Consider the following 21,362-nt stretch of genomic DNA (forward strand, 5'->3'; position numbering starts at 1 on the left):
CACAGTTCAAAGATACTATGTGTCAAACTTATGGCACTATCCCTATGGCATTATCGACGAACTCACAGCAGCGGAGATGGCGTACATGACTGGCCAAAGCCCAATTCAACCTATTTTCTCGGTATCGCAATACGGTGAAACCGTGCTGCCGGGAGTCAACCGCAAGCTCTTCGATAATCAGCCCTCCTCCCGTTTGTTCGAACAGGAATACCCAAACCTGTTTGATACAGAGAATCACCTGCAAGTCATTGTGGGGTTGGACTCCGGACTGCTGGCTAACTATGTGCTCGAACATCCGCTGCCTGCCGGAAGTCGTTATCTTTTTGTGGAGCTCGATGAGGTGCTGGCCCTACTGAACATCGACATCCCCACATCTTTGGCAAGCAAAGTGGAAGTCCTGTCTCTCACCGATTTAAAAATACGTGTCGAGCAAGACCCCTTACCTGTTTACTTCACCAAAAAGGCCACCAGAGTCATCAAATCCCAGGGGGCCAAATACGCACATCTCGCAGAATACGTCACACTGTGCAGCCAGGTTGAAAAGCTGGTAGAACAACAAACCTTCAAGCATTCGATAGGGCTTACACAAAAGCTCTTTATCAGGCGCCAGCTGGAAAACCTCCCTGACAACATTCTGCCGGCCAAACTGTTGAGCAATACCTTCGAGGGCAAAGACTGTGTCATTCTCGCCGGGGGCCCCTCTCTGGATGAACACCTTCCCTGGATAATGGCTAATCAACAAAAATTAGTCATCATCGCGGTATCGCGAATAAGCAGGCAGCTGCTCACCCATGGCCTGACGCCAGACATTCTGGTGTCGGTCGACCCTCAGGAAGTGAGCTTCGATGTCAGCAAGGAAATGCTCCGGCTGCCCAAGGACGTACTCTTCGTGAACTGCAACCATGTAGAGCCCCGCTTGCTGGCTAACTGGCATGGCAATTCGCTTTACATGGGTAATCGCTTTCCATGGGAGATTGCCGAAGAACACGGCAATATCGAAACCCAGGGGCCGACGGTGACCAACGCGGCTCTGCATCTGGCCGTTAAGATGGGCTTTTCCCGTATCTTGTTGTCAGGTACCGATCTCTGTTATGCCAGCAGTGGGGTCACCCACGCAAAAGGCAGCTACGAGGCGGCAGTAGGTGCCAATATGGTTGTCATCGGGGAATGGGTGGATACCTATCAAGGCACCAAGGCAGAGACCTCGGTACAAATGATCTATGCACTAGAGGCACTTGAAGAAGAAGCCCGTTCATTGCCAGACCATCAGCACATTTTCAATTTGGCTCCTCAGGCCGCCAAAGCCAGAGGCATAAGTCATTTGCCGACCAGTGAGATAGTGCTCACCGATACGCTCAACAATAAACGCGATTTGCTCAAGCTGCTGGCCTCTGGGATGGACGAAGAGCAGCGGCTGAAAGCCTGTGTGGACGCCATCAGTGCGCTGAAGCAATCCGAGCATCACCTCAGTGAAATGACACTCCTGTGTGATGAAGCACTCAAGTACAACGGCGCTCTCAAGAAGACGCTTAAATCTTCGGGCCACAGCGAAAGTTATCATCAGTCTCTTGTTGCCCGCATCGATGGCATCGAAAAGCGGCTGAATGAGAAATTTGGCCGCATGACCTACTTCATCAAGTTCTTTGGCTACGCTGAGTTCACGCAGTTTCTCACCACCACAGACAGCAGTGAATGGCGCCAAAAGGACATGTATGTCATGACAGACTCCTACTATCAGGCCTTCAAAACCAGCTGTATTGGACTGAAAACCTTGTTGGGTGAGGCCTTGGCCCACCTGGAACTGCGAAAAGCGGAATACACCAAAGGAACAGAGGTCTCGGTGCTAATGCGCGGCTGGGAAAAACATCGTGAATATGGCAGAGCCCGCCTCTGGCTCAACACCCATCCGGAAATGGAACATCTTCACCAGGAAGCATTGGAGACGATGGAAGCAGCGCTGAACAGCATGATCGATGCCAAACCCGAGCTGGCGAAACGCATCGATAAATTAAACGGCATGCTCGTCCATGTGGAACGCAAACTGCTGTTGTTGAAAAATGCCGGTAATCAGGTTGGTCTTGCCCAGATGGTCACGATTTTGCGAGGGAAAGCTCCTGCTGATAATGAGGCTGAACGTCTTTTTCGATTGGGCGAATGTTTTTTGTTTGAATTGAAAGGCAATGCCCAGAGCGCGTTGAATGCGCTGTTACAGCTTCAGGAGAGCCAACTTACAGAGCGGGAATACAAGGAAATGGCCTCCCTCGGACTCAAGGTAAAACAGCCTGACATCTCGAGATTGGCGCTGAGCAAGTTGATTGAGTACAGCGATGAGTATTATCCCCTCTACGCCAGTGTGCTGAAATTGACCGGCCAGTATCAAAACGCCGCCGAGACCTACCTTGAGTACCTGAATAAGTACCCGGGCGATGTGGTGACCTGGATTAAGTTTGGCCAGTTTATGGTGGAAGCCGGTGAGCGGGACATGGCTATCAGTGCCTTCCATCAGGCGGAACAGGCCGATCCGGGTAATGCTGTTGCCAAGCATTATTTAAGCGAACTCTATCACCAATAAGGGACGCACCTTTGCCTGTGGGCGGCATCTGGCTATAATGCCGCCCAGCCTTAGTGCTTTCCTACACAGCTTTTCCACTCAACCAGGAGCCTCTTTTGCAAACCAGTCACATCCCCCTCGAGCTGTACCGTCGCAAGTGGATTTTCAACAACAAAGACTTGCCGGTAAGCGATGATGACAAGGCCTGTATTTATCCTTTGGATGAAAAAAGTGCCATGGCGGTGTGGAAACAACTGGTGAGTGATAAGGCCAGCGCATCAGAGCATTTCTCCAAGGCCGATTGGGGCGGACGCCCTAAAAGCTGGGTGAAAAGCGATATCTGGCAAGACGCCTGGGACAGCGACGAAGCCGCCCTGCCCGCTATTGTGGCGGCACATTTTGAGTGGCCGGACGATACCCGGGTGTTCTTTTGCTACGACAAATATCAGGCCATCGAAACCCGCTGGGATGTGTTTGTACGTAACTGGAAATGCTTTCTGTTTTTTGATGATGGCCCACTGCTGATTTCAGGCAGCCAGCCTCAGGTTGCACTCTTTACCCAGGATGGCAACGTGCAACTGGGCGTTCGCAGCTAACATCTATGCAGGTCGGTTTACCCGCCCTGCCCCTCTTTTTTCCGGAGCCGTTATGAAGTCACTCCTTTCCTTACTGTTACTCTGCCTTTCTTTTCAAGTTGTTGCCAAAGAGGTTGCGGGTATAGCTCTGCCCAATAGCCTGTCGCAGGATAATCAAACCTATGTGCTCAATGGCGCAGGGGTTCGCAGCAAATTTTTTATGGACCTGTACGTGGGCAGCCTCTATCTGACCGCCACAGCTGACACTGCCGACAAGGTGTTGGCACAGGATAAGGCCATCATTCGGCTGGATATTCTGTCTGACCTTATCACCAGCGATAAAATGCGCGATGCCATCAGCGACGGCTTTGACGCCGCAACCGATGGCAAAATGGATGACGCCATGAAGGCCAGTATCGCCACCTTTATGACGCTGTTTGAAGCCGATATCAAACCCGGCGACAACTTCGTGCTGATTGCCAGTCGGGATGGCGTGGAAGCCATCAAAAATGATATCACCCAGCCCAGAGTAGGTGACGCAACCTTCGCCAAAGCCCTTCTCAACATTTGGCTCGGCGAGCATCCGGCCCAGAAAAGCCTCAAGCGCAATATGCTGGGTGATTGATGCATCACCCACGCAAAACAAAAAAGGACCCTGAGGGTCCTTTTTTGTTTCTCCCTTGCCAAGCCATTTTCTACTGCCCGGCCTTTTGCAACAACGCCTGTCCGGGCCGCTTAAAAAACCACTTGGGTGATGTGACAGGCTTAAAACTCGACTTTAAAGGCCAGAGCCAGAGCCCCTTCGTTGGAGAGTTTTTCCCGCTCACCGCTGCCCAATTCCATTTCGCCATTAAACATCATGCCGGCATAGGTATTGAGGCTTACCTTCTGGCCAATCTGCCAACCAAGGCGTAAAAATCCGACCCATTCGTCAAACTCCACGATTTGGCCATTATCATCCAGCAATACCCGCTGGCTGCGCCGGGAGCTGCCAACACCCAATTGCCACGCCGGCGACATTTCATAGATAAGCTCAAGCCCAGCAGGTCCGCTGAATCCGGCATCAAAAGGATTGGTCAATACGAAGGTGTCCGACAATCGCCAGTTAACAGCCACAAACGGGAAGACACGGTTTTTACCTATATCATCCAGGTAGATAGCACCAAGGCCGAGCAGGTTACCATTATCAAATCTGTGCATGGCTGTGGCGACGAGGCCCCAGCTCTGGGCATCGGATGATGAAGCCGTATCGGCCCAGGTATACTGCAGCATGGGACTCAGGCTATAAAACCAATTGTCATCACGATAACCGACCGACATCGACAGATTGTATCTGTTGATGGAACTCCAAGGCGCAACCCGTCCGGCAAAGAGTGCGTCATCACCGGATTGCCAACGGTAATCAAGCACGTCATAACCCAGTGACCATCCCACAGACCAATGCTGATTGAGGCCGTGGTTGCCTTTCAAATCGAACATATAGAGGTCACGCCCCAGGGTCGCCTGCCCCACTTCGGCATCCTGGGTACTGGCATAGGCTGCCTGAAAAGACAAAGATGGCGGACGCCCCTGCGCCGATGCATCGGGCACTATGCATCCCATCAACAAGGCAAAACCACAGAGCGTGGACATCAGGTTTGGATGTCTGGATTTACTGGGGCTGTTGTCAGCACTTGTCTGGCAGAGCGCATGCTGATTTGTACCGTCCACTTCAGTGACATCCTCTGATGCAGCTGATGTGGTTGACTTAATTGAGATTTGCAGCGACAAGTTCGGCATTTTCATGGGTATCATCCGTGGTAAAAAACTCTGGGAGCCAATACGCAGCCGCCGCGCCTGGGATCAGCTTTTTGCGGCCGCCAAAAACATTTTCACTGTGTCTGCAAGATAGCGGGCCCGTTCGCTGTCTGTTTCCTGCAGCGGTAATCCCAACTCCAACATCAGGCGCCTTTCCCCGTAAAGCATCAGGCATAAACGGATTGCCGCATGGCGCACATCGCCGAACCGAAAAGCCCCTGTCGCTTCCACCCTGGAAAAATAGTCGCTGAGCATGGCCAGGATCCGGCTTGGCCCGCCCGCAAAATACAAACGGGAAACTTCCGGATGGGTCTCTGACTGTGACACGCAGGCCCGGTAAACGGTCAAGGCCTCTTCGCTGACAATCATGTCGCCGAACCTGCTGGCAAACTGCAACAGCACCTGCTCGGGATGCGCCACATCCGCCAGCATCTCAGGTGCTATTTCATGCACATCGCATTTGCACTCAATAGAGGCAACAAACAAATCGTCCTTGTTACCAAAGTGGGCATACACGGTTTGCTTGGACACCCCGGCTTTTTTGGCCACCTCATCCATACTGGTATTGGGAAAGCCCTGGGCACAAAAAAGCGCGATAGCGGCCTCCAAAATGGCGCTGCGCTTTTGTTCACTGCGGCTGGGGCTGGAAGATTGTATGGATGTCATTCATAACACTCGGTCAGGTTAAGCGAAAAAATCAGTCTAAATTTAAGCATAAAATAGACTAGACAGTCCAGTTTCACCAAAATAGACTAGACAGTCCAGTTTAACCACTTTTTAACCGGCACCCTACCGGAGTGATACCGACAGGAAACAAACATGAACGTGATGAATTGCCACAGGTGGATAAGACACCTGCCTCTGCTGCTGGGGCTGGGAGTACTGTCCGCCTGTCAGGAAAAGGATGCCGGGCCATTCACTGACAACACCCCGCCCACCGTTATCACCCAGAGCCTGAGTCTGAGCGAGGGTTATCAAAGGCCACTGGAATTCAGTGGCACCATCCGCGCCGCCAACACCACAGGGGTGGGCTTTGAACTGGCGGGCAAGCTCAGTGGCCTTTATGCCGACAGTGGTGACAGGGTACAAAAAGGTCAGTTGCTTGCGGCCCTCGATACCAGTTTGCTCAAAGCCGAGCAGCAGGAGCTTCAGGCTGCACTGAGCCAGAACAGCGCCGATCTCAGCCTGGCGCAATCCACCCTCAAGCGCAGCCTGGAACTGAAAAAGCAAGGTTATGTGTCCAGCCAGCAACTGGATGAACTCCAAGGACGGCTCGGAAGCCTCGAAGGTGCCCGTGAGCGCCTGCAAGCCAGCCTGTATGCCAATACCCTTAAACTGGAAAAATCCCAGCTGCTGGCCCCATTCGATGGCAGTATCAGCAGCCGCAGTTTCAACCTGGGTGAAGTCACTCCCCTGGGGCAGCCGGTGTTCGTATTGGTTGAAGACAAAGCCGCCCAGGCCCACGTCGGCGTACCGACTGACATCGCCAAAAGCCTCACCCAGGGACAACTGATGGACTTACGTGTTGGCCGCGAGCACTACCGCGCTGTGCTTGCCGGGATAAACCCTTCCATCGACCCCGTGACACGTACCGTTGGGCTCAGGCTGTCGCTCCCGTCCGATGCCAACGTCCTTAACGGTGAAATTGCCTACCTTCATTATCAGCAGCAGGTGAATACCCCCGGTTACTGGGTGCCCGTGTCAGCACTCACCGATGGTCTTCGGGGCCTTTGGAACCTCTATGTAGTTGAGCCCAGCGGTGAAAGCCAATTTGTGGTCGAGCGCCGTGATGTGGAAATCCTCTTTACCGATAAAGACAGGGCGTATCTCGTTGGCGCCCTCAATGCAGGGGACCAAATCGTCACTCAGGGACTACATAAACTGGTGGTTGGCGAGCATGTGCAGCCCATGACCGCCCTTGCCACGAGGTAAACCATGATTAAAGCCTTTGTGGAAAACGGCAGGCTGGCGGCGCTTTTTATTGCGCTCTTGCTGGTTGCAGGGCTTGGTGCCATGAGTGCCCTGCCCCGACTGGAAGACCCCCATATCACCAACAGATATGCCTCGGTTATCACCCACTATCCGGGCGCCTCGGCAGAGCGGGTAGAAGCCCTTGTTACTGAGGTGCTGGAAAACCAGTTAAGGCGGCTGGAAGAATTAAAGCTTATCCAGTCCACTTCCAGACCCGGCATATCGGTTATCCAGCTGGAGCTGAAGGATGATATTACCGAAACCGATCCTGTCTGGTCCCGGGCCAGGGACTTAATGGCCGACAGCCGGGCCAAATTGCCGGAGGGTGCACTTAACCCTACGCTGGACGATCAGATTGGCTACGCCAACACGGTTATCCTGGGTCTTGCGTGGCGCGGCGGTGGCGAGCCCAGAGTCGATATTCTTGGGCGTTATGCCAAAGAGATGCAGAGTCGCCTGCGCCTGCTCCCGGGAACTGACTTTGCCCACCTCTATGGTGCCCCCAGTGAAGAAATCCTGGTGGAGCTCGATGGCAACAAGGTCAATCAACTGGCCTTGACCCCGGGCGCCATCGCGCAAATCCTGTCTGCGGCAGACAGTAAAATTGCTGCGGGAGAAATCCACAACAGCCATTTCCGTGCTCTGGTGGAGGTGTCCGGTGAGCTGGACTCCCAAACCCGCATCCGTCAGGTGCCCCTCAAGGTAGATTCCTCCGGCCAGATTATACGCCTGGGTGACGTCGCCCGCGTCAGTCGCCAATATAAGACACCGCCCGATACCCTGGCACTCCTGTCCGGCGAGCGCGGCATCATGGTCAGTGCCCGTATGCTCAATAACACCCGGGTAGATAAATGGCTGGCTCAGGTTCGCAGCACAGTGGCCGAGCTCGAAGCCGGTATGCCCGCCAATATCGAGGTGCAGTGGCTGTTTGAACAGGAGAGCTACACGGTAACCCGTCTTGGTGAACTGGCCATGAACCTGCTGCAGGGCTTTATCATCATACTGCTGGTGTTAATGCTCACCTTGGGGCTTCGCAATGCCTTTGTGGTGTCGCTGTCGTTACCCCTCACCGCACTCTTTACCCTCGCCTGCATGCGCGCAGTGGACTTACCCATTCATCAGATGTCAGTCACCGGATTGGTGGTGGCCCTGGGGATCATGGTTGATAACGCCATCGTGATAGTGGATGCCATTTCACAGCGGCGACAGGAAGGACAGGGAAGACTGGAAGCCGTCAGCAACACCTTGAAGCACCTGTGGCTGCCGCTCGCAGGCTCCACCATTACCACCATTCTCGCCTTTGCGCCCATAGTGTTGATGCCGGGTGCAGCAGGTGAATTTGTCGGTGGCATTGCCATTTCAGTGATGTTTGCCCTCGCCGGTTCCTACCTTATCTCCCATACCCTGATTGCCGGATTAGCCGGACGTTTCAGCCCCGCAAGTGAAGGCCACGACTGGCGTGCCCACGGTATTCGCATGCCCAAACTGGCTGCTGCCTACGAAAGGCTGCTTGGCAAGGTATTGAAACGCCCGCTGGCCAGCGCACTCCTGATAGGTTTGTTGCCGCTGCTTGGCTTTATGGCCGCAGGCCGTATGACGGAACAATTTTTCCCGCCTTCCGACCGGGATATGTTCCAGATTGAAGTGTACCTGGCTCCCCAGGTGAGTCTGGAGCGCAGCCACATCACGGTGGCTGCCATGGACAAGCTGCTGGAGCAAACCGATGGCATAGAACGCATCGATTGGGTCGTGGGTGGCAACATTCCCTCGTTTTACTACAACATCACCCAGCGCCAGCAGGGAGCGGCCAACTATGCCCAGGCCATGGTCAAGGTGCGGGACTTCGACACCGCCAATGCCCTGATCCCAACACTGCAGCGCACCCTCGACAAAGCGTTCCCCGAGGCACAGGTACTGGTGCGAAAACTCGAGCAGGGCCCCCCCTTCAATGCCCCTGTGGAGATGATGGTGTATGGGCCGTCCTTAGAAGAACTCAGACGCCTCGGAGATGAAATCCGCGCCATTCTTGCCTCACACGACAAGGTGATCCATACCCGTGCCACCCTGAGCCCGGGGGCTCCCAAGGTACAGCTGGCGGTAGACGAAGATGCCTCCCTGATGAGCGGTCTGACGCTCACAGATATCGCCAATCAGGTACAAATGGCCACCACAGGCAGAAGCGGCGGCAGTATTCTCGAGCAAACCGAGTCTTTGCCGGTACGGGTGCGCCTCGATGACAGCATGCGTGAGCAGCAAGGGCGGCTTGCTGCCATTGAGCTGGTATCCCGTGCAGGCAGTGGTATCCCGCTGTCGGCCCTGTCCCACACGCACATTACCGTCAGCCGCGGTGCCATTCCCCGGCGCAACGGTCAGCGGGTCAATACCCTTGAGGCGTATATTCAAACCGATGTGTTACCGGCCCGGGTCCTCGCCGACGTCCGTGAGCGTATTGATGCCCTGCCTCTGCCGCCGGGATACCACATCGAAGTGGGCGGCGAGAGCGCCAAACGCAATGAAGCAGTGGGCAATCTGCTGTCATCGGTGGCGCTGGTGATCACCTTGCTGCTTGCCACCGTGGTGCTCAGCTTCAATTCGTTCCGCCTGACCGCCATCATATTGCTCAGCGCAGCGCAGTCGGCAGGACTTGGGCTGCTTGCGGTATATCTCTTTGGTTACCCTTTTGGTTTTACGGTGATCATCGGCTTGCTGGGGTTAATGGGGCTTGCCATTAATGCCGCCATCGTGATTTTGGCAGAGCTTGAGGATGTGGCCGATGCCAGGCAGATGTCATTACAGACGCTGGTGAAAACCGTGGCCAGCTGCACCCGCCACATCACATCGACCACCATCACCACTGTGGGGGGATTTTTACCGCTGATTATTGCCGGAGGCGGGTTTTGGCCACCTTTTGCGGTGGCCATTGCCGGCGGAACCGTGCTGACGACCCTGTTGTCGTTGGTGTGGGTACCAGTGATGTATCGCCTGCTGATGCAACAACGGGGGCAGGCTCAATTCTCGGCTCAGCCTGTGTGAGCCTTGAGGGTGTGATAGATTTTGTCTTTCAGCTCGGCGCGCTCGAGTTTGAGGGCTGAGAAGTGTTCATCTGTGGTGGGCACTTTGTTGACCTCCAGACCACGGATCTTATGGTCCAGCTCGTGATAGCGTCTGGCTTTGGCACTGAAGTCGCTGTCACTGGACTTAAGACTCTGGATAAGCTCGCTGTAGTCGGGGAACTCGTTGGAAAGAAGGTGATTTTCTCCCAGCATGATGACCTCCATATGGGTGGGTGATAAATGTAACTCTGTATGCCGCCACCCTGATTTGGCCTTCTGGCCCGAAGAGGAAAGCAGCACAAAAAACGCACAACCTATTCACCATAAGCCGCACCTCTGACTAGTGCAAATTTGAACCGGTAAAAAGGCGCCCCTAGGGCGCCTTTGGCTTCTTTCAGATTCTGCCTGGAACGACTGGAGGAATGCCGCCCAGAGAGTACGACCATCAATACCCTGAAAATTGCCTTTGTAAGTGCACTCGCAGGCAAATTCCGGGTAGTCATACGTCAGGTTGGCCCCAAGGACACACTGCTGTGCCGCAACAAGCTGTCACTGAGAATCTGGGCCCGGCACTGTCGAATTGATAAAGGTCTCAGGCGCCTTTGATATAACCCAACGGCTGTAGATACCTAACCTTCTCCAGATACGCTCCGTCCTCAGAGGCAAGGTCGCTTTGCTCTCTTCACGCTTTTTTCCTTTTTTTGCTGTTTGTGGCGCTCCGGATACTGAGCACCACTACAGATTGCATACATGATTTCAAATTCATCACGCGTGATTAAATTAACAAAAGGTAAATTCAGAGTTGGAGCTTGGTCAATTTTTCGTACGCCGTGCCGATGTACATTAGTCACACCCTGCGAGTCTGTAAGGAATAACAATGAACTATAAAGAATGGCCACTGGCCAAACAGATAGGCATATTAGCAACACTGCTTACCCTGGTGGTGTTTGCCCTGATGGGATTGATAGCCTATAAATCGGCATCCAATGCGCTGCAGCAAAAAGGTACCCACGCCATGTCATCCAAGGCTGACGCCGTTACCGACATGCTGGCACTGCAGTACCAAAGCCTTGCAGCCCTCGCCCGCCGCAATGCCGATGTCCTCAGAGAAATGTATCCCGGCAGTTTTTATAAACCGGGGCATAAGGTGAAAGTGCTTGGCCAGGACACACCTGCGCTGATGCACGACAAAGAACAAATCAACTCGACCAAGAGCAAGGTCGACCGTTACGCCAACCTCACTGGCGGCACCGCCACCGTGTTTGTGAAAGACGGTGATGACTTTTTACGGATTTCTACGTCACTAAAAAAAGCCGACGGCAGCCGGGCACTGGGGACCTATCTCGGTAAAACCCACCCGGCATACAACGTTTTGCTTCAGGGCGGACAATATGAGGGCTACGCCAAACTCTTTGGTCACGACTATATGACAGTGTATCGGGCCGTTAAAAATCCGGCCGGAGAAGTGGTAGCCGTACTCTATATCGGCTTTGATATCGGCGACTCCCTGACCCAGCTAAAAGCCGCTGTCAGCCGCCTGAAGGTTGAAAAAACCGGCCACTTCATGTTGTTAAACCAAAAGGGTGAAGTGGTATACGCCCAGGAAAGTCAGGCCGGCGAGGCCCTGAATGCCACTATGCTGGAGGGCCTTTCTCCTGCTGATTTGCCATCGGGCAACGACGAGATGGAGTTTACCGACATCCAGGGGCAGGAAAGATACCTTATCACCCGCGATATTCCCGGTTGGCACTGGCGTTTGATAGCATCGGTCCCCATGGCGGAGCTCCATGAGGAGAGTGTGGCCCTGCTTAAGGTCAATACCCTGCTGTCGGTGGGCGCCATTCTGTTTATCACCCTGAGCCTGTCGTGGGTGTTGCTGCGGGCTCTTAAGCCTTTGACCGACTTGAAAACGCAGCTCGAAGGTCTGGGTCGGGGTGAGTTGGATCAGCATTGGCAAACCAGCCCAGCCGATACCCAAAACGAGGTGAACCATATCCGTAACAGTGTTGCCACCATGGCGGGCAATCTGAAAACCCTTATCGAATCGCTGAAATCATCTGTCACCACCCTGGGTACCATGGCCGAGGATGCAAGGCAAATCGCCGCACAAAATGGCGACGAAGCCACTGCCCTGATGGCCCAAACCGACCAAATCGCCACGGCCATCGAAGAAATGTCTACCTCCATCCGCGATGTTGCTGAACATTCCAGTGACGGGGCGCAGCAGAGCCAGAGTGTAGACTCTGCCGCCAAGGAGGGTCAGAAACGACTCGATGGCATGGTTGCGGACCTCGGCCGCCTCAGTGAGGTATTGGCGGCAAGCCACGATGCGGTTGAACAGGTTTCCAAAGAGAGCGAAGCCATCAGCCAGGTCACTGAAGTCATTAACAGCATTGCCGAACAGACCAATTTGCTGGCACTGAATGCCGCTATCGAAGCGGCCCGTGCCGGTGAGCAGGGACGCGGCTTTGCGGTGGTTGCCGATGAAGTCAGAACCCTTGCCAGCCGTACCCAAAGCTCCATTCAGGAAATCGGCAAAACCATAACCAACTTGCAGGACAAGGTGCGAAACACCTCTGCCCAGATGAAAAAAGCCCACGAACTGGGCCAAAGCTGCGCCGAGCAGGGCAGTATCACGGGCGAGGAACTGGACACCATTACCGGCCGTATCGGAGACTTGGCCACGGTTTCAGCCAGCATCGCCAGTGCCACTCAGCAGCAGAGCACTGTCGCCGAAGACATTACCCGCAATCTGCACCTGATTAGTGACCTCGCCAGGGAAGGAGAGTTTCGCGCCGGGGCGACGGTGGACAGCGCCAATCAACTGAGGGACTTGGCGAGGGATCTGACCGCGCGGATTGGGGTATTCAGAACCTGATCCTCACCCGCAATGAAAAAGCCGCCAAAAGGCGGCTTTTTTGTTTCTCTGAATGTCCGAGTAATTGCCGAGTGAGCGCTCTGCCAAAAGCTTCCTTTACTTTACTGACTGTCAGAGCTGAATCTCAGGGCTGACAGTCAGGGCGTGTGCCGGGTATCCAAGCTTAATGCAGCGTCCCACATCAGCACCAACTCCCCTTTTCTCTCCCGCTTGACGTCCTGCCAATGGCGCCCTTCCAACGCACCTTCGAGGGCATAGAGCAGATTGAGACTCACCGGAATTCCAGCATGTTTCAGGCGCAGCATCACTTCGATACTGCCAAGCTCCCTCAGATCTTCAAGGCTGGACAGGCCTATCTCACTGAGCCAAGCCGCAGACCTGGGGCCAAGATTGGCGGCATTTATAATGGGGGTCACGGAATTCTCCCAGACAGGCAATTTGCCCATCATAGCATCTGGAAATCAGCCGCCAGAAAGAACAAACCCCGCACTTGGCGGGGTTTGTGAAGTGACAGGCGCTTATTCGTCGTCTGACTTGCGGTCCATGTTCTCGGTGTTTTCAAGCCACAGGGCGTTGATTATTCCGAAGGAACAGGCCAAGAGTACGCCCAGAATCCAGGTGAAATACCACATAGCGACTCCTTATCAGTACAGTGAATGCTTGTTGTTGTCGATGAACTGACGGCTCAGACGACCATACATCTTGTAGTACGTCCAGATGGTGTACGAGAGCACAATCGGAACAAAGATGATAGCAGCCCAGGTCATCACGGTCAGGGTCATTTCACTGGCGGTGGCATCCCACATGGTCAGGCTCACGCCCGGCTCCAGAGAAGATGGCATCACGAACGGGAACATGGCCGCGCCGCAGGTCAGAATCACACCGGCTACCGCCAGCGAGCTGAACAGGAAGGCAAAACCACTGCGGTTCATGCGGCTGAACAGAATCACCAACACAGGCATCGCCAGACCCAGTGCAGGGAAGGCCATGGTGATGGGGTAAGTCTGATAGTTCGCCATCCAGGCACCGCTCACCAACTCAACGGTTTTACCCACTGGGTTTGATGCCGCATGGGTATCGATAGCAGAAGTTATCACATAACCATCGATGCCATTGGCAACCCAGAAACCGGCAGCGGCAAACAGCACTACCAACAGCAGCGCCAGCAGCTGAGCGGCATTGGTCGCACGCACCCGCAGCTCGCCTTCGGTTTTCATTTGCAGCCAGGTCGCACCCTGCATCATAAACATGCTTACGCTCACCAAACCGGCCAGCAAACCGAATGGATTGAGCAGGCCGAACAGACCACCGTGGTATTTGGCACGCAGGAACTCGTCAAAGTTGAATGGCACGCCCTGCAGCAGGTTACCAAAGGCCACACCGATGATCAGCGGCGGCACGAAGGAGCCTACAAACAGCGCCCAGTCCCAGGACTTACGCCATTGTGGCGCTTCAATCTTGGAGCGATAGTCAAAGCCCACCGGACGCAGGAACAGCGCCAGCAGCACAATCACCATGGCCACATAGAAGCCCGAGAAAGACACGGCATACACCATGGGCCAGGCAGCAAACAGCGCGCCACCGGCGGTAATAAGCCACACCTGGTTACCGTCCCAGTGGGGGGCAACTGTGTTGATCATTACCCGTCTGTCGGTGTCATCTTTGCCAATAATCGGCAGCAAGGCACCCACACCCATGTCAAAACCGTCGGTGACAGCGAAGCCGATAAAGAGTACCCCCACCAGCGCCCACCAGATAAAACGCAATACTTCGTAATCAAACATAGTCTTATCCTTCCCTTAGGCTTCCAGCTTCTCGAAATGGTAGCGGCCGGTCTTGAGGCTGCTTGGGCCAAGACGGGCATACTTGAACATCAGGAAGAGCTCAATCACCAACAGCACAGAGTAGAACAATGTGATAGAGGCGATACTGAACCAGAGATCGCTGGGGTTCAGGCTGGAGGCCGACATAAAGGTTGGCAGCACTTCAGAGATGGTCCATGGCTGGCGACCGTATTCGGCCACAAACCAACCACACTCGATGGCAATCCATGGCAGCGGCAGGCTATAGAGCGCGGCCTTGAGTACCCACTTCTTCTCTTCGATGCGGTGACGGGTGCTCTGCCAGAAGGCAGCGGCAAACACGAACAGCATGATAACGCCCAGACCCACCATCACACGGAACGACCAGAACAGCGGTGCCACGCTTGGGATAGAATCCTTGGCAGCGGCCTTGATTTGCTCTTCGGTGGCATCGACCACCTTGTCGGTGTAACGCTTGAGCAGCAGGCCATAACCCAGGTCTATCTTGGCTTCTTCAAAAGCCGCCTTAAGCTCAGGGTCCTTGTTACCGGCACGCAGCTCTTCGAGCATGGCGTAAGCCTTCATACCATTACGGATACGCACTTCGTGCTCATCAACCAGATCGCGCAGACCTGTCACTTCCTCATCCAATGACCGGGTAGCGATAATCCCCATCGCATAAGGAATTTTGATGGCACCATCGGTGTGCATGGTTTCCTGATTAGGGAAACCAACCACGGTAAAGGAAGCTGGAGCCGGCTCTGTGTGCCACTCGGCCTCAACGGCAGCCAGTTTCACACGCTGCACTTCACCGACCTTGTAGCCTGATTCGTCACCGAGCACGATAACCGACAGGATAGAGGCCATACCAAAGCTTGCAGCAATCGCAAAAGAGCGACGGGCAAATGGCAGGTCACGCTTCTTCAGGATGTAGTAAGCACTGATAGCGAGCACGAACATGGCACCGGCCACGTAGCCAGAAGCCACTGTGTGTACAAACTTCACCTGGGCAACCGGGTTAAAGACCACTTCGGCGAAGCTGGTCATTTCCATACGCATGGTTTCGTAGTTAAACACAGAGCCCACAGGGTTTTGCATCCAGCCGTTGGCCACCAAAATCCACAGTGCGGACATATTGGTACCGAGCGCCATCAGCCAGGTTACCGTGAGGTGCTGACGTTTGGAGAATCTGTCCCAACCGAAGAAGAACATACCCACGAAGGTAGATTCGAGGAAGAAGGCCATTAAGCCTTCAATGGCGAGCGGCGCACCGAAGATGTCGCCTACATAGTGAGAATAGTATGACCAGTTGGTTCCGAACTGGAACTCCATGGCCAGGCCCGTGGTAACACCCAGGGCAAAGTTGATCCCGAACAGCTTACCCCAGAACTTGGTCATGTCCTTGTAGATCTGCTTGTTGGTCATCACGTAAAGCGATTCCATGATAGCCAGCAGAAAGGCCATGCCCAGGGTCAGGGGTACAAACAGGAAGTGATACATGGCCGTCAGCGCAAACTGTAAGCGCGATAGCTCAACAACCTCTTCAACAATCATCAGCGACTCCTTACTTGGTGCGTCCTGCTACTCTTATCCGATCCCCATCGATAAGCGCAGCAACCTTTGTAGGATAGTAAAATTTGAGTTATTGATGCCCCGGCATTCTGAATTGGTCCAGGGGCAGACATTTTGACGTCCTGGTCCATCTTCCCTGCCTGCGTGTTTTTGCCCCGATAATCCAGACTCAACTCACACTTTTACAGCAGTTTGTGATGACCACCCGGCGTCACCGGGTGTGAAACACCCAAAAATTATTGCAATCAGGTAATTACACCTGGTTTTAAGGGATTTCAGCAGCAATTTTATACCACCCTGAATTGACGTAAATCAATCAATGCAGGGGCTTTAAGTGGAATTTGCAAGCGAGCACACATTTTGTGAGGCGGCGTGATTGACACCCCAGTTCCAATGGAATAGGCAAGCACCCTCGCCCGATAAAATATGCGTATTTTTGCACATAAAACGGATAAAACCGTACAGACCAGCACATCAACCAATAAGCCAAAGCAAAACATAAATATATCTACAAAAAATTTACGGCGACGATTTTCAAGCACCTATTTTATATATATTTTTTTACACACAGTACCAAACACAATATTTATTGGATAAGTTTTTTTAATGGATTATTTCAATTTTTCTCGTTTGAGACCAACGAGATGACTGGCTAATATACGCACAAGTCGAGGAGATGCCCCCAATTGACGTGTTCCGGGGCTCACTCCGCAACCCCTGAAACTGACTGTGGAGATGTGCCATGAAAAACTTCTTTGACCGTGTTATTAAGGCTTATAAGCGCGTTTTCGTTGAACTGTACAACGCTCGCCCGCTGTAAGCAGTACCCGATTTCCCTTGAAGTGAATTGATGTTTTGTTAGCGCAAAACGGCCCCGCCCTGAAAAGGTGCGGGGCATTTTTTTATGGGCGTGATTCGGGATATGGCGGCTTCGCTGGCAAATTGACCTTGACGTGGCAAAAGTCTCAGTTAACAAAAAGTCGCAAAAATGGTCGATAAATAATTCTTAAAATTCAATTCTCTATGAAAATAAAAAAGGAGCGATTCTCATCGCTCCTTTTTTGTCAGCGTTATTCACCGAATATCAGCGTCGCTTAACCCAGTTTCACCCGGGCGTTACGGAACATGCGCATCCATGGGCTGTCCTCGCCCCAGTTGTCTGGGTGCCAGGAGTTGGCCACTGTGCGGAATACCCGCTCTGGGTGCGGCATCATGATGGTGACGCGACCATCGAGCGTGGTGATACCGGTCAGGCCGTTTGGCGAGCCGTTGGGGTTCTGCGGGTACTGAGTGGCGATTTCGCCATGACCATTCACATAACGCAGCGCCACAGTACCTGTAGCTTCGGCGCGGGCCAGTGCCTCGGCGTTGGCGAACTCGGCAAAACCTTCACCGTGAGACACGGCGATTGGCATGCGTGAGCCTTCCATGCCAGAGAAGAACAGCGAGGGGCTCGACTGTACTTCAACCAGGCTGAAGCGGGCTTCAAAGCGCTCGGAGCGGTTACGCACGAAGCGTGGCCAGTGCTCGGCACCTGGGATGATGTCCTTGAGGTTAGACATCATCTGACAGCCGTTACACACACCGAGGGCAAAGCTGCTGTCGCGCTCGAAGAAGCGGCTGAACTCGTCGCGGGCACGCTGGTTAAAGAGGATGGACTTGGCCCAACCTTCACCGGCGCCCAGCACGTCACCGTAAGAGAAACCACCACAGGCCACCAGGCCCTGGAACTCTTCGAGGCTGATGCGGCCAGAGAGGATGTCGGACATGTGCACGTCGCGGCTCTCAAAACCGGCTCTATCAAACGCAGCTGCCATCTCCACGTGGGAGTTAACACCCTGCTCGCGCAGAATCGCCATCTTGGGCGCGGCGCCCTTAAGAATATAAGGCGCAGCCACATCTTCGCTTGGATCGAAGCCCAGCTTCACGGTCAGACCTGGCTCGTCGGCTTTCTGCTTAAGCTCAAACTCCTGACGGGCACATTCAGGGTTATCACGCAGGGCCTGCATACGGTAGGTGGTCTCGGACCACAGAGTGCGCAGGGCAACGCGGCTATCTTCAAACACCAGACGCTCGCCATCGTGGATACGCACCTGACCGTCGCCGTTCAGCTTGGCAACGGCGTGTACGGCAAGACCGGCAGCTTCAAAAGCACTGCGTACAGCAGCTTCATCGCCAGCACTTACCTGAATAACACCACCGAGCTCTTCGTTGAAGAGGCGCTCAAGGTCGGAGCCATTGATCCCGGCCAAGTTGATGTCCAGACCCGTGTTACCGGCAAAGGCCATTTCCACCAGGGTAGTGAACAGGCCACCGTCACTCTTGTCGTGGTATGCCATCACTTGCTTGGCAGCAACCAGCTTTTGCATAGTCTCGAAGAAACCGCGCAGACTGGTGGCGTTATCCAGATCCGGCGCCACATCACCCAGCTCACCAAACACCTGCGCCAGGCACGAACCACCGAGGCGGTTTTGACCATTGGCAAGGTCGATAAAGAGGATACTGGTGTCACCCTTGTCTGAGCGCAGCTCTGGGGTCACAGTGTTGCGCACATCGTTCACCGCGCCGAAGGCGGAGATGATAAGGCTCATAGGCGCGGTCACGGCTTTCTTCTCACCGTTCACTTCCCAGGCGGTCTTCATGGACATGGAGTCCTTGCCCACAGGGATGGTGAGTTCAAGCTCAGGACACAGCTCTTCGCCCACGGCTTTCACCGCTTCATAGAGACCGGCGTCTTCACCCGGGTGACCGGCAGCGGCCATCCAGTTGGCTGAGAGTTTAATACGCTTGAACGAGCCAATATCGGCACCGGCGATGTTCATAATGGACTCGGCCACCGCCATACGGGCAGAGGCGCCAAAGTCCAGCAGTGCCAGCGGGGTGCGCTCGCCCATGGACATGGCTTCACCGGCGTAGGTGTCGAAGGTGGCGGCGGTTACGGCGCAGTCGGCCACAGGCACCTGCCATGGGCCAACCAGCTGGTCGCGGGCCACAAGACCGGTCACAGTGCGGTCACCAATGGTGATAAGGAAGGTCTTGTCGGCCACGGTTGGCAGCGACAATACGCGCTTCACAGCTTCACCTACGGCAATCTTGCTCTGATCCAGCGCAGGGCTTACCGCCTTTTTGGTTTCAACCTGGCGGCTCATCTTGGGCGGTTTGCCCAGCAGCACTTCCAGTGGCAGATCGATTGGGGTGTTGTCGAAATGCTCGTCGTTGAGGCTTAAGTGCGGCTCGGCAGTGGCTTCACCCACTACGGCAAATGGCGCACGCTCACGCTCACAGATGGCGGCAAAGGTGTCGATATCTTCGGCAGCCACAGACAGCACATAGCGCTCCTGAGACTCGTTACACCAGATTTCCAGCGGGCTCATGCCGCGCTCGTCACACAGCACCTTGCGCAGCTCGAAACGGCCACCGCGGTCGCCATCGTTTACCAGCTCAGGCAGGGCGTTGGACAAACCACCGGCTCCCACGTCGTGGATAAACTGGATGGGGTTCTTGTCGCCCATCTGCCAGCAGCGGTCAATCACTTCCTGACAGCGACGCTCCATCTCAGGGTTGTCGCGCTGCACCGAGGCAAAATCCAGATCTTCGCTGGACTGACCGGAGGCCATGGAAGAAGCCGCGCCGCCGCCCAGACCAATGTTCATCGCAGGACCACCCAGCACAACCAGCTTGGCGCCAACGGTGATTTCACCTTTCTGTACATGATCTTCGCGGATGTTACCGATACCACCGGCCAGCATAATCGGCTTGTGGTAACCACGGACTTCCACGCCGTTGTGGCTGGCAACTTCCTGCTCGTAAGTACGGAAGTAACCCAAAAGCGCAGGACGGCCAAACTCGTTGTTGAACGCAGCGCCGCCCAGAGGGCCTTCGGTCATGATGTCCAGTGCCGTCACGATGCGGTCTGGCTTGCCGTAGTTGCCTTCCCAAGGCTGTACAAAGCCTGGGATCTTCAGGTTAGATACGCTGAAACCGGTCAAACCCGCCTTTGGCTTGGCACCGCGGCCGGTGGCGCCTTCGTCACGGATTTCACCGCCGGAGCCGGTGGCAGCACCAGGGTACGGGCTGATAGCGGTTGGGTGGTTGTGGGTTTCCACCTTCATCAGGATATGCACCGGCTCCTGATGGTAGTTGTATACACCGTCGGCGTCCGGGAAGAAACGGCCAGCCTCGGTACCCACCATCACGGCGGCGTTATCCTTGTAGGCAGACAGCACATTGTCTGGAGTTGTTTCGAAGGTGTTTTTGATCATCTTGAACAGCGACTTGGGCTGCTCGACGCCGTCGATGGTCCAATCGGCGTTGAAAATCTTGTGACGACAGTGCTCAGAGTTTGCCTGGGCAAACATCATCAGCTCGATGTCGTTGGGGTTGCGGCCCAGACGGGTGAAGTTTTCTACCAGATAGTCGATTTCATCTTCCGCCAGTGCCAGACCCATGTTGCGGTTGGCGACTTCCAGCGCTGCGCGGCCTTCGCCGAGGATGTTCACGCTGGTAAAAGGCTTGGGCTCGGTGTGGGCAAAAAGCACCGCCGCATCATCAAAGCTCGCCAGTACCACTTCCACCATGCGGTCGTGGATCAGGGCTTTGAGCTCCTTGGTTTGAGCATCGCTCAGGGCATCCGACTCAACATAGTAGGCTACACCACGCTCCAGACGCTTGATCTTATCAAGGCCGCAGTTGTGGGCGATGTCGGTAGCTTTGGAGGACCAGGGAGAAATGGTGCCGGGGCGGGGAGTGACAAACAGGAGGGTTCCTGTGGGGGCATGGGGCTCAATGGCGGGACCGTAGGTCAGGATCTTGCCGAGTCTTTCTTGCTCGGTAGCATTGAGCGCCTCGTTCAAGTCCGCCAAATGGATATATTCGGCATAGATTTGGCGTACAGGAAGTGCTGCATTTTCACAGGCTTCCATCAGCTTTTGCACTCTAAACGCCGAGAGTGCAGGAGCTCCACGGATGATCTCCATCACGTCAATTCACCTTACTTTTTATAATTACAGGGTCAGAGGTGGCGCTATTATAGGGAAATGCGCCCCGTAAATCACCTGCCATGCTTACTCAAAACAGTGTTTCCTGTAATATTGGGTTCCGGTTCTGGCACGGATTGCCGGACTGTTCAGCGAGGGCTCAGGATGCATCGGGTAGAATTGCGCC

14 protein-coding genes are annotated in these 21,362 nt (G+C 54.5%); 6 read left to right on the top strand and 8 right to left on the bottom strand.

The window, feature by feature from the left end; translation table 11 throughout:
- Nucleotides 1-19 precede the first annotated feature (19 nt).
- From K0H79_RS12260 to K0H79_RS12270, 3 genes are all read left to right on the top strand, one after another.
- Nucleotides 20-2,572 (top strand): 6-hydroxymethylpterin diphosphokinase MptE-like protein, encoded by a 2,553-nt coding sequence (locus K0H79_RS12260; protein WP_220075997.1) that lies wholly within the window; start codon nt 20-22, stop codon nt 2,570-2,572.
- A 95-nt stretch (nt 2,573-2,667) separates the two neighbouring features.
- On the top strand, nt 2,668-3,147 hold the full coding sequence (locus tag K0H79_RS12265) for a DUF2947 domain-containing protein (RefSeq protein ID WP_220075998.1): 480 nt from the start codon (nt 2,668-2,670) through the stop codon (nt 3,145-3,147).
- A gap of 52 nt (nt 3,148-3,199) precedes the next feature.
- Nucleotides 3,200-3,751, top strand: coding sequence for a chalcone isomerase family protein (locus K0H79_RS12270; protein ID WP_220075999.1), 552 nt, complete (start codon nt 3,200-3,202; stop codon nt 3,749-3,751).
- Between the two features lie 140 nt (nt 3,752-3,891).
- Here the strand turns inward: K0H79_RS12270 and K0H79_RS12275 are convergent, their stop codons facing one another.
- A complete protein-coding gene (locus K0H79_RS12275) occupies nt 3,892-4,911 on the bottom strand; it encodes a DUF6268 family outer membrane beta-barrel protein (protein WP_220076000.1) in 1,020 nt (339 codons plus the stop codon).
- 57 nt (nt 4,912-4,968) lie between these two features.
- Nucleotides 4,969-5,589: a TetR/AcrR family transcriptional regulator gene (locus K0H79_RS12280; protein ID WP_220065045.1), complete on the bottom strand. Its 621-nt coding sequence runs from the start codon at nt 5,587-5,589 to the stop codon at nt 4,969-4,971.
- Between the two features lie 153 nt (nt 5,590-5,742).
- Here K0H79_RS12280 and K0H79_RS12285 point away from each other — a divergent pair, with 153 nt between their 5' ends.
- Nucleotides 5,743-6,855 carry an efflux RND transporter periplasmic adaptor subunit gene (locus K0H79_RS12285; RefSeq protein WP_220076001.1) on the top strand — a complete coding sequence of 371 codons (1,113 nt, stop codon included), beginning with the start codon at nt 5,743-5,745 and terminating at the stop codon, nt 6,853-6,855.
- A gap of 3 nt (nt 6,856-6,858) precedes the next feature.
- Nucleotides 6,859-9,927, top strand: a complete 3,069-nt coding sequence (locus K0H79_RS12290; RefSeq protein ID WP_220076002.1) for an efflux RND transporter permease subunit — start codon at nt 6,859-6,861, stop codon at nt 9,925-9,927.
- On the opposite strand, the gene K0H79_RS12295 is transcribed toward K0H79_RS12290, so the two are convergent.
- Nucleotides 9,915-10,160 (bottom strand): YdcH family protein, encoded by a 246-nt coding sequence (locus K0H79_RS12295; RefSeq protein ID WP_220065048.1) that lies wholly within the window; start codon nt 10,158-10,160, stop codon nt 9,915-9,917. The genes K0H79_RS12290 and K0H79_RS12295 overlap by 13 nt on opposite strands.
- Nucleotides 10,161-10,824: 664 nt before the next feature.
- Here K0H79_RS12295 and K0H79_RS12300 point away from each other — a divergent pair.
- Nucleotides 10,825-12,825 carry a methyl-accepting chemotaxis protein gene (locus K0H79_RS12300; RefSeq protein WP_220076003.1) on the top strand — a complete coding sequence of 667 codons (2,001 nt, stop codon included), beginning with the start codon at nt 10,825-10,827 and terminating at the stop codon, nt 12,823-12,825.
- A gap of 137 nt (nt 12,826-12,962) precedes the next feature.
- Here K0H79_RS12300 and K0H79_RS12305 read toward each other — a convergent pair whose 3' ends face one another.
- The 5 genes from K0H79_RS12305 to purL all read right to left on the bottom strand — a co-directional run bounded on the left by K0H79_RS12305 (nt 12,963) and on the right by purL (nt 21,175).
- Nucleotides 12,963-13,241: a TfoX/Sxy family protein gene (locus tag K0H79_RS12305; RefSeq protein WP_220076004.1), complete on the bottom strand. Its 279-nt coding sequence runs from the start codon at nt 13,239-13,241 to the stop codon at nt 12,963-12,965.
- 102 nt (nt 13,242-13,343) lie between these two features.
- Nucleotides 13,344-13,457, bottom strand: coding sequence for a cytochrome bd-I oxidase subunit CydX (gene cydX / locus K0H79_RS12310; protein ID WP_011760460.1), 114 nt, complete (start codon nt 13,455-13,457; stop codon nt 13,344-13,346).
- A 12-nt stretch (nt 13,458-13,469) separates the two neighbouring features.
- Entirely contained in the window at nt 13,470-14,609 is a 1,140-nt protein-coding gene (gene cydB, locus K0H79_RS12315) for a cytochrome d ubiquinol oxidase subunit II (RefSeq protein ID WP_220065051.1), read from the bottom strand.
- Between the two features lie 15 nt (nt 14,610-14,624).
- The gene (locus K0H79_RS12320; protein WP_011760462.1) at nt 14,625-16,181 is read right to left on the bottom strand and encodes a cytochrome ubiquinol oxidase subunit I; all 1,557 of its coding nucleotides are present in this window, start codon (nt 16,179-16,181) and stop codon (nt 14,625-14,627) included.
- Nucleotides 16,182-17,293: 1,112 nt separating this feature from the next.
- Entirely contained in the window at nt 17,294-21,175 is a 3,882-nt protein-coding gene (gene purL / locus K0H79_RS12325) for a phosphoribosylformylglycinamidine synthase (RefSeq protein ID WP_220078157.1), read from the bottom strand.
- Between the last annotated feature and the right edge of the window lie 187 nt (nt 21,176-21,362).

The organism is Shewanella sp. FJAT-52076 (assembly GCF_019457455.1).
In the GTDB taxonomy this organism is placed as follows: Bacteria; Pseudomonadota; Gammaproteobacteria; order Enterobacterales; family Shewanellaceae; genus Shewanella; species Shewanella zhangzhouensis.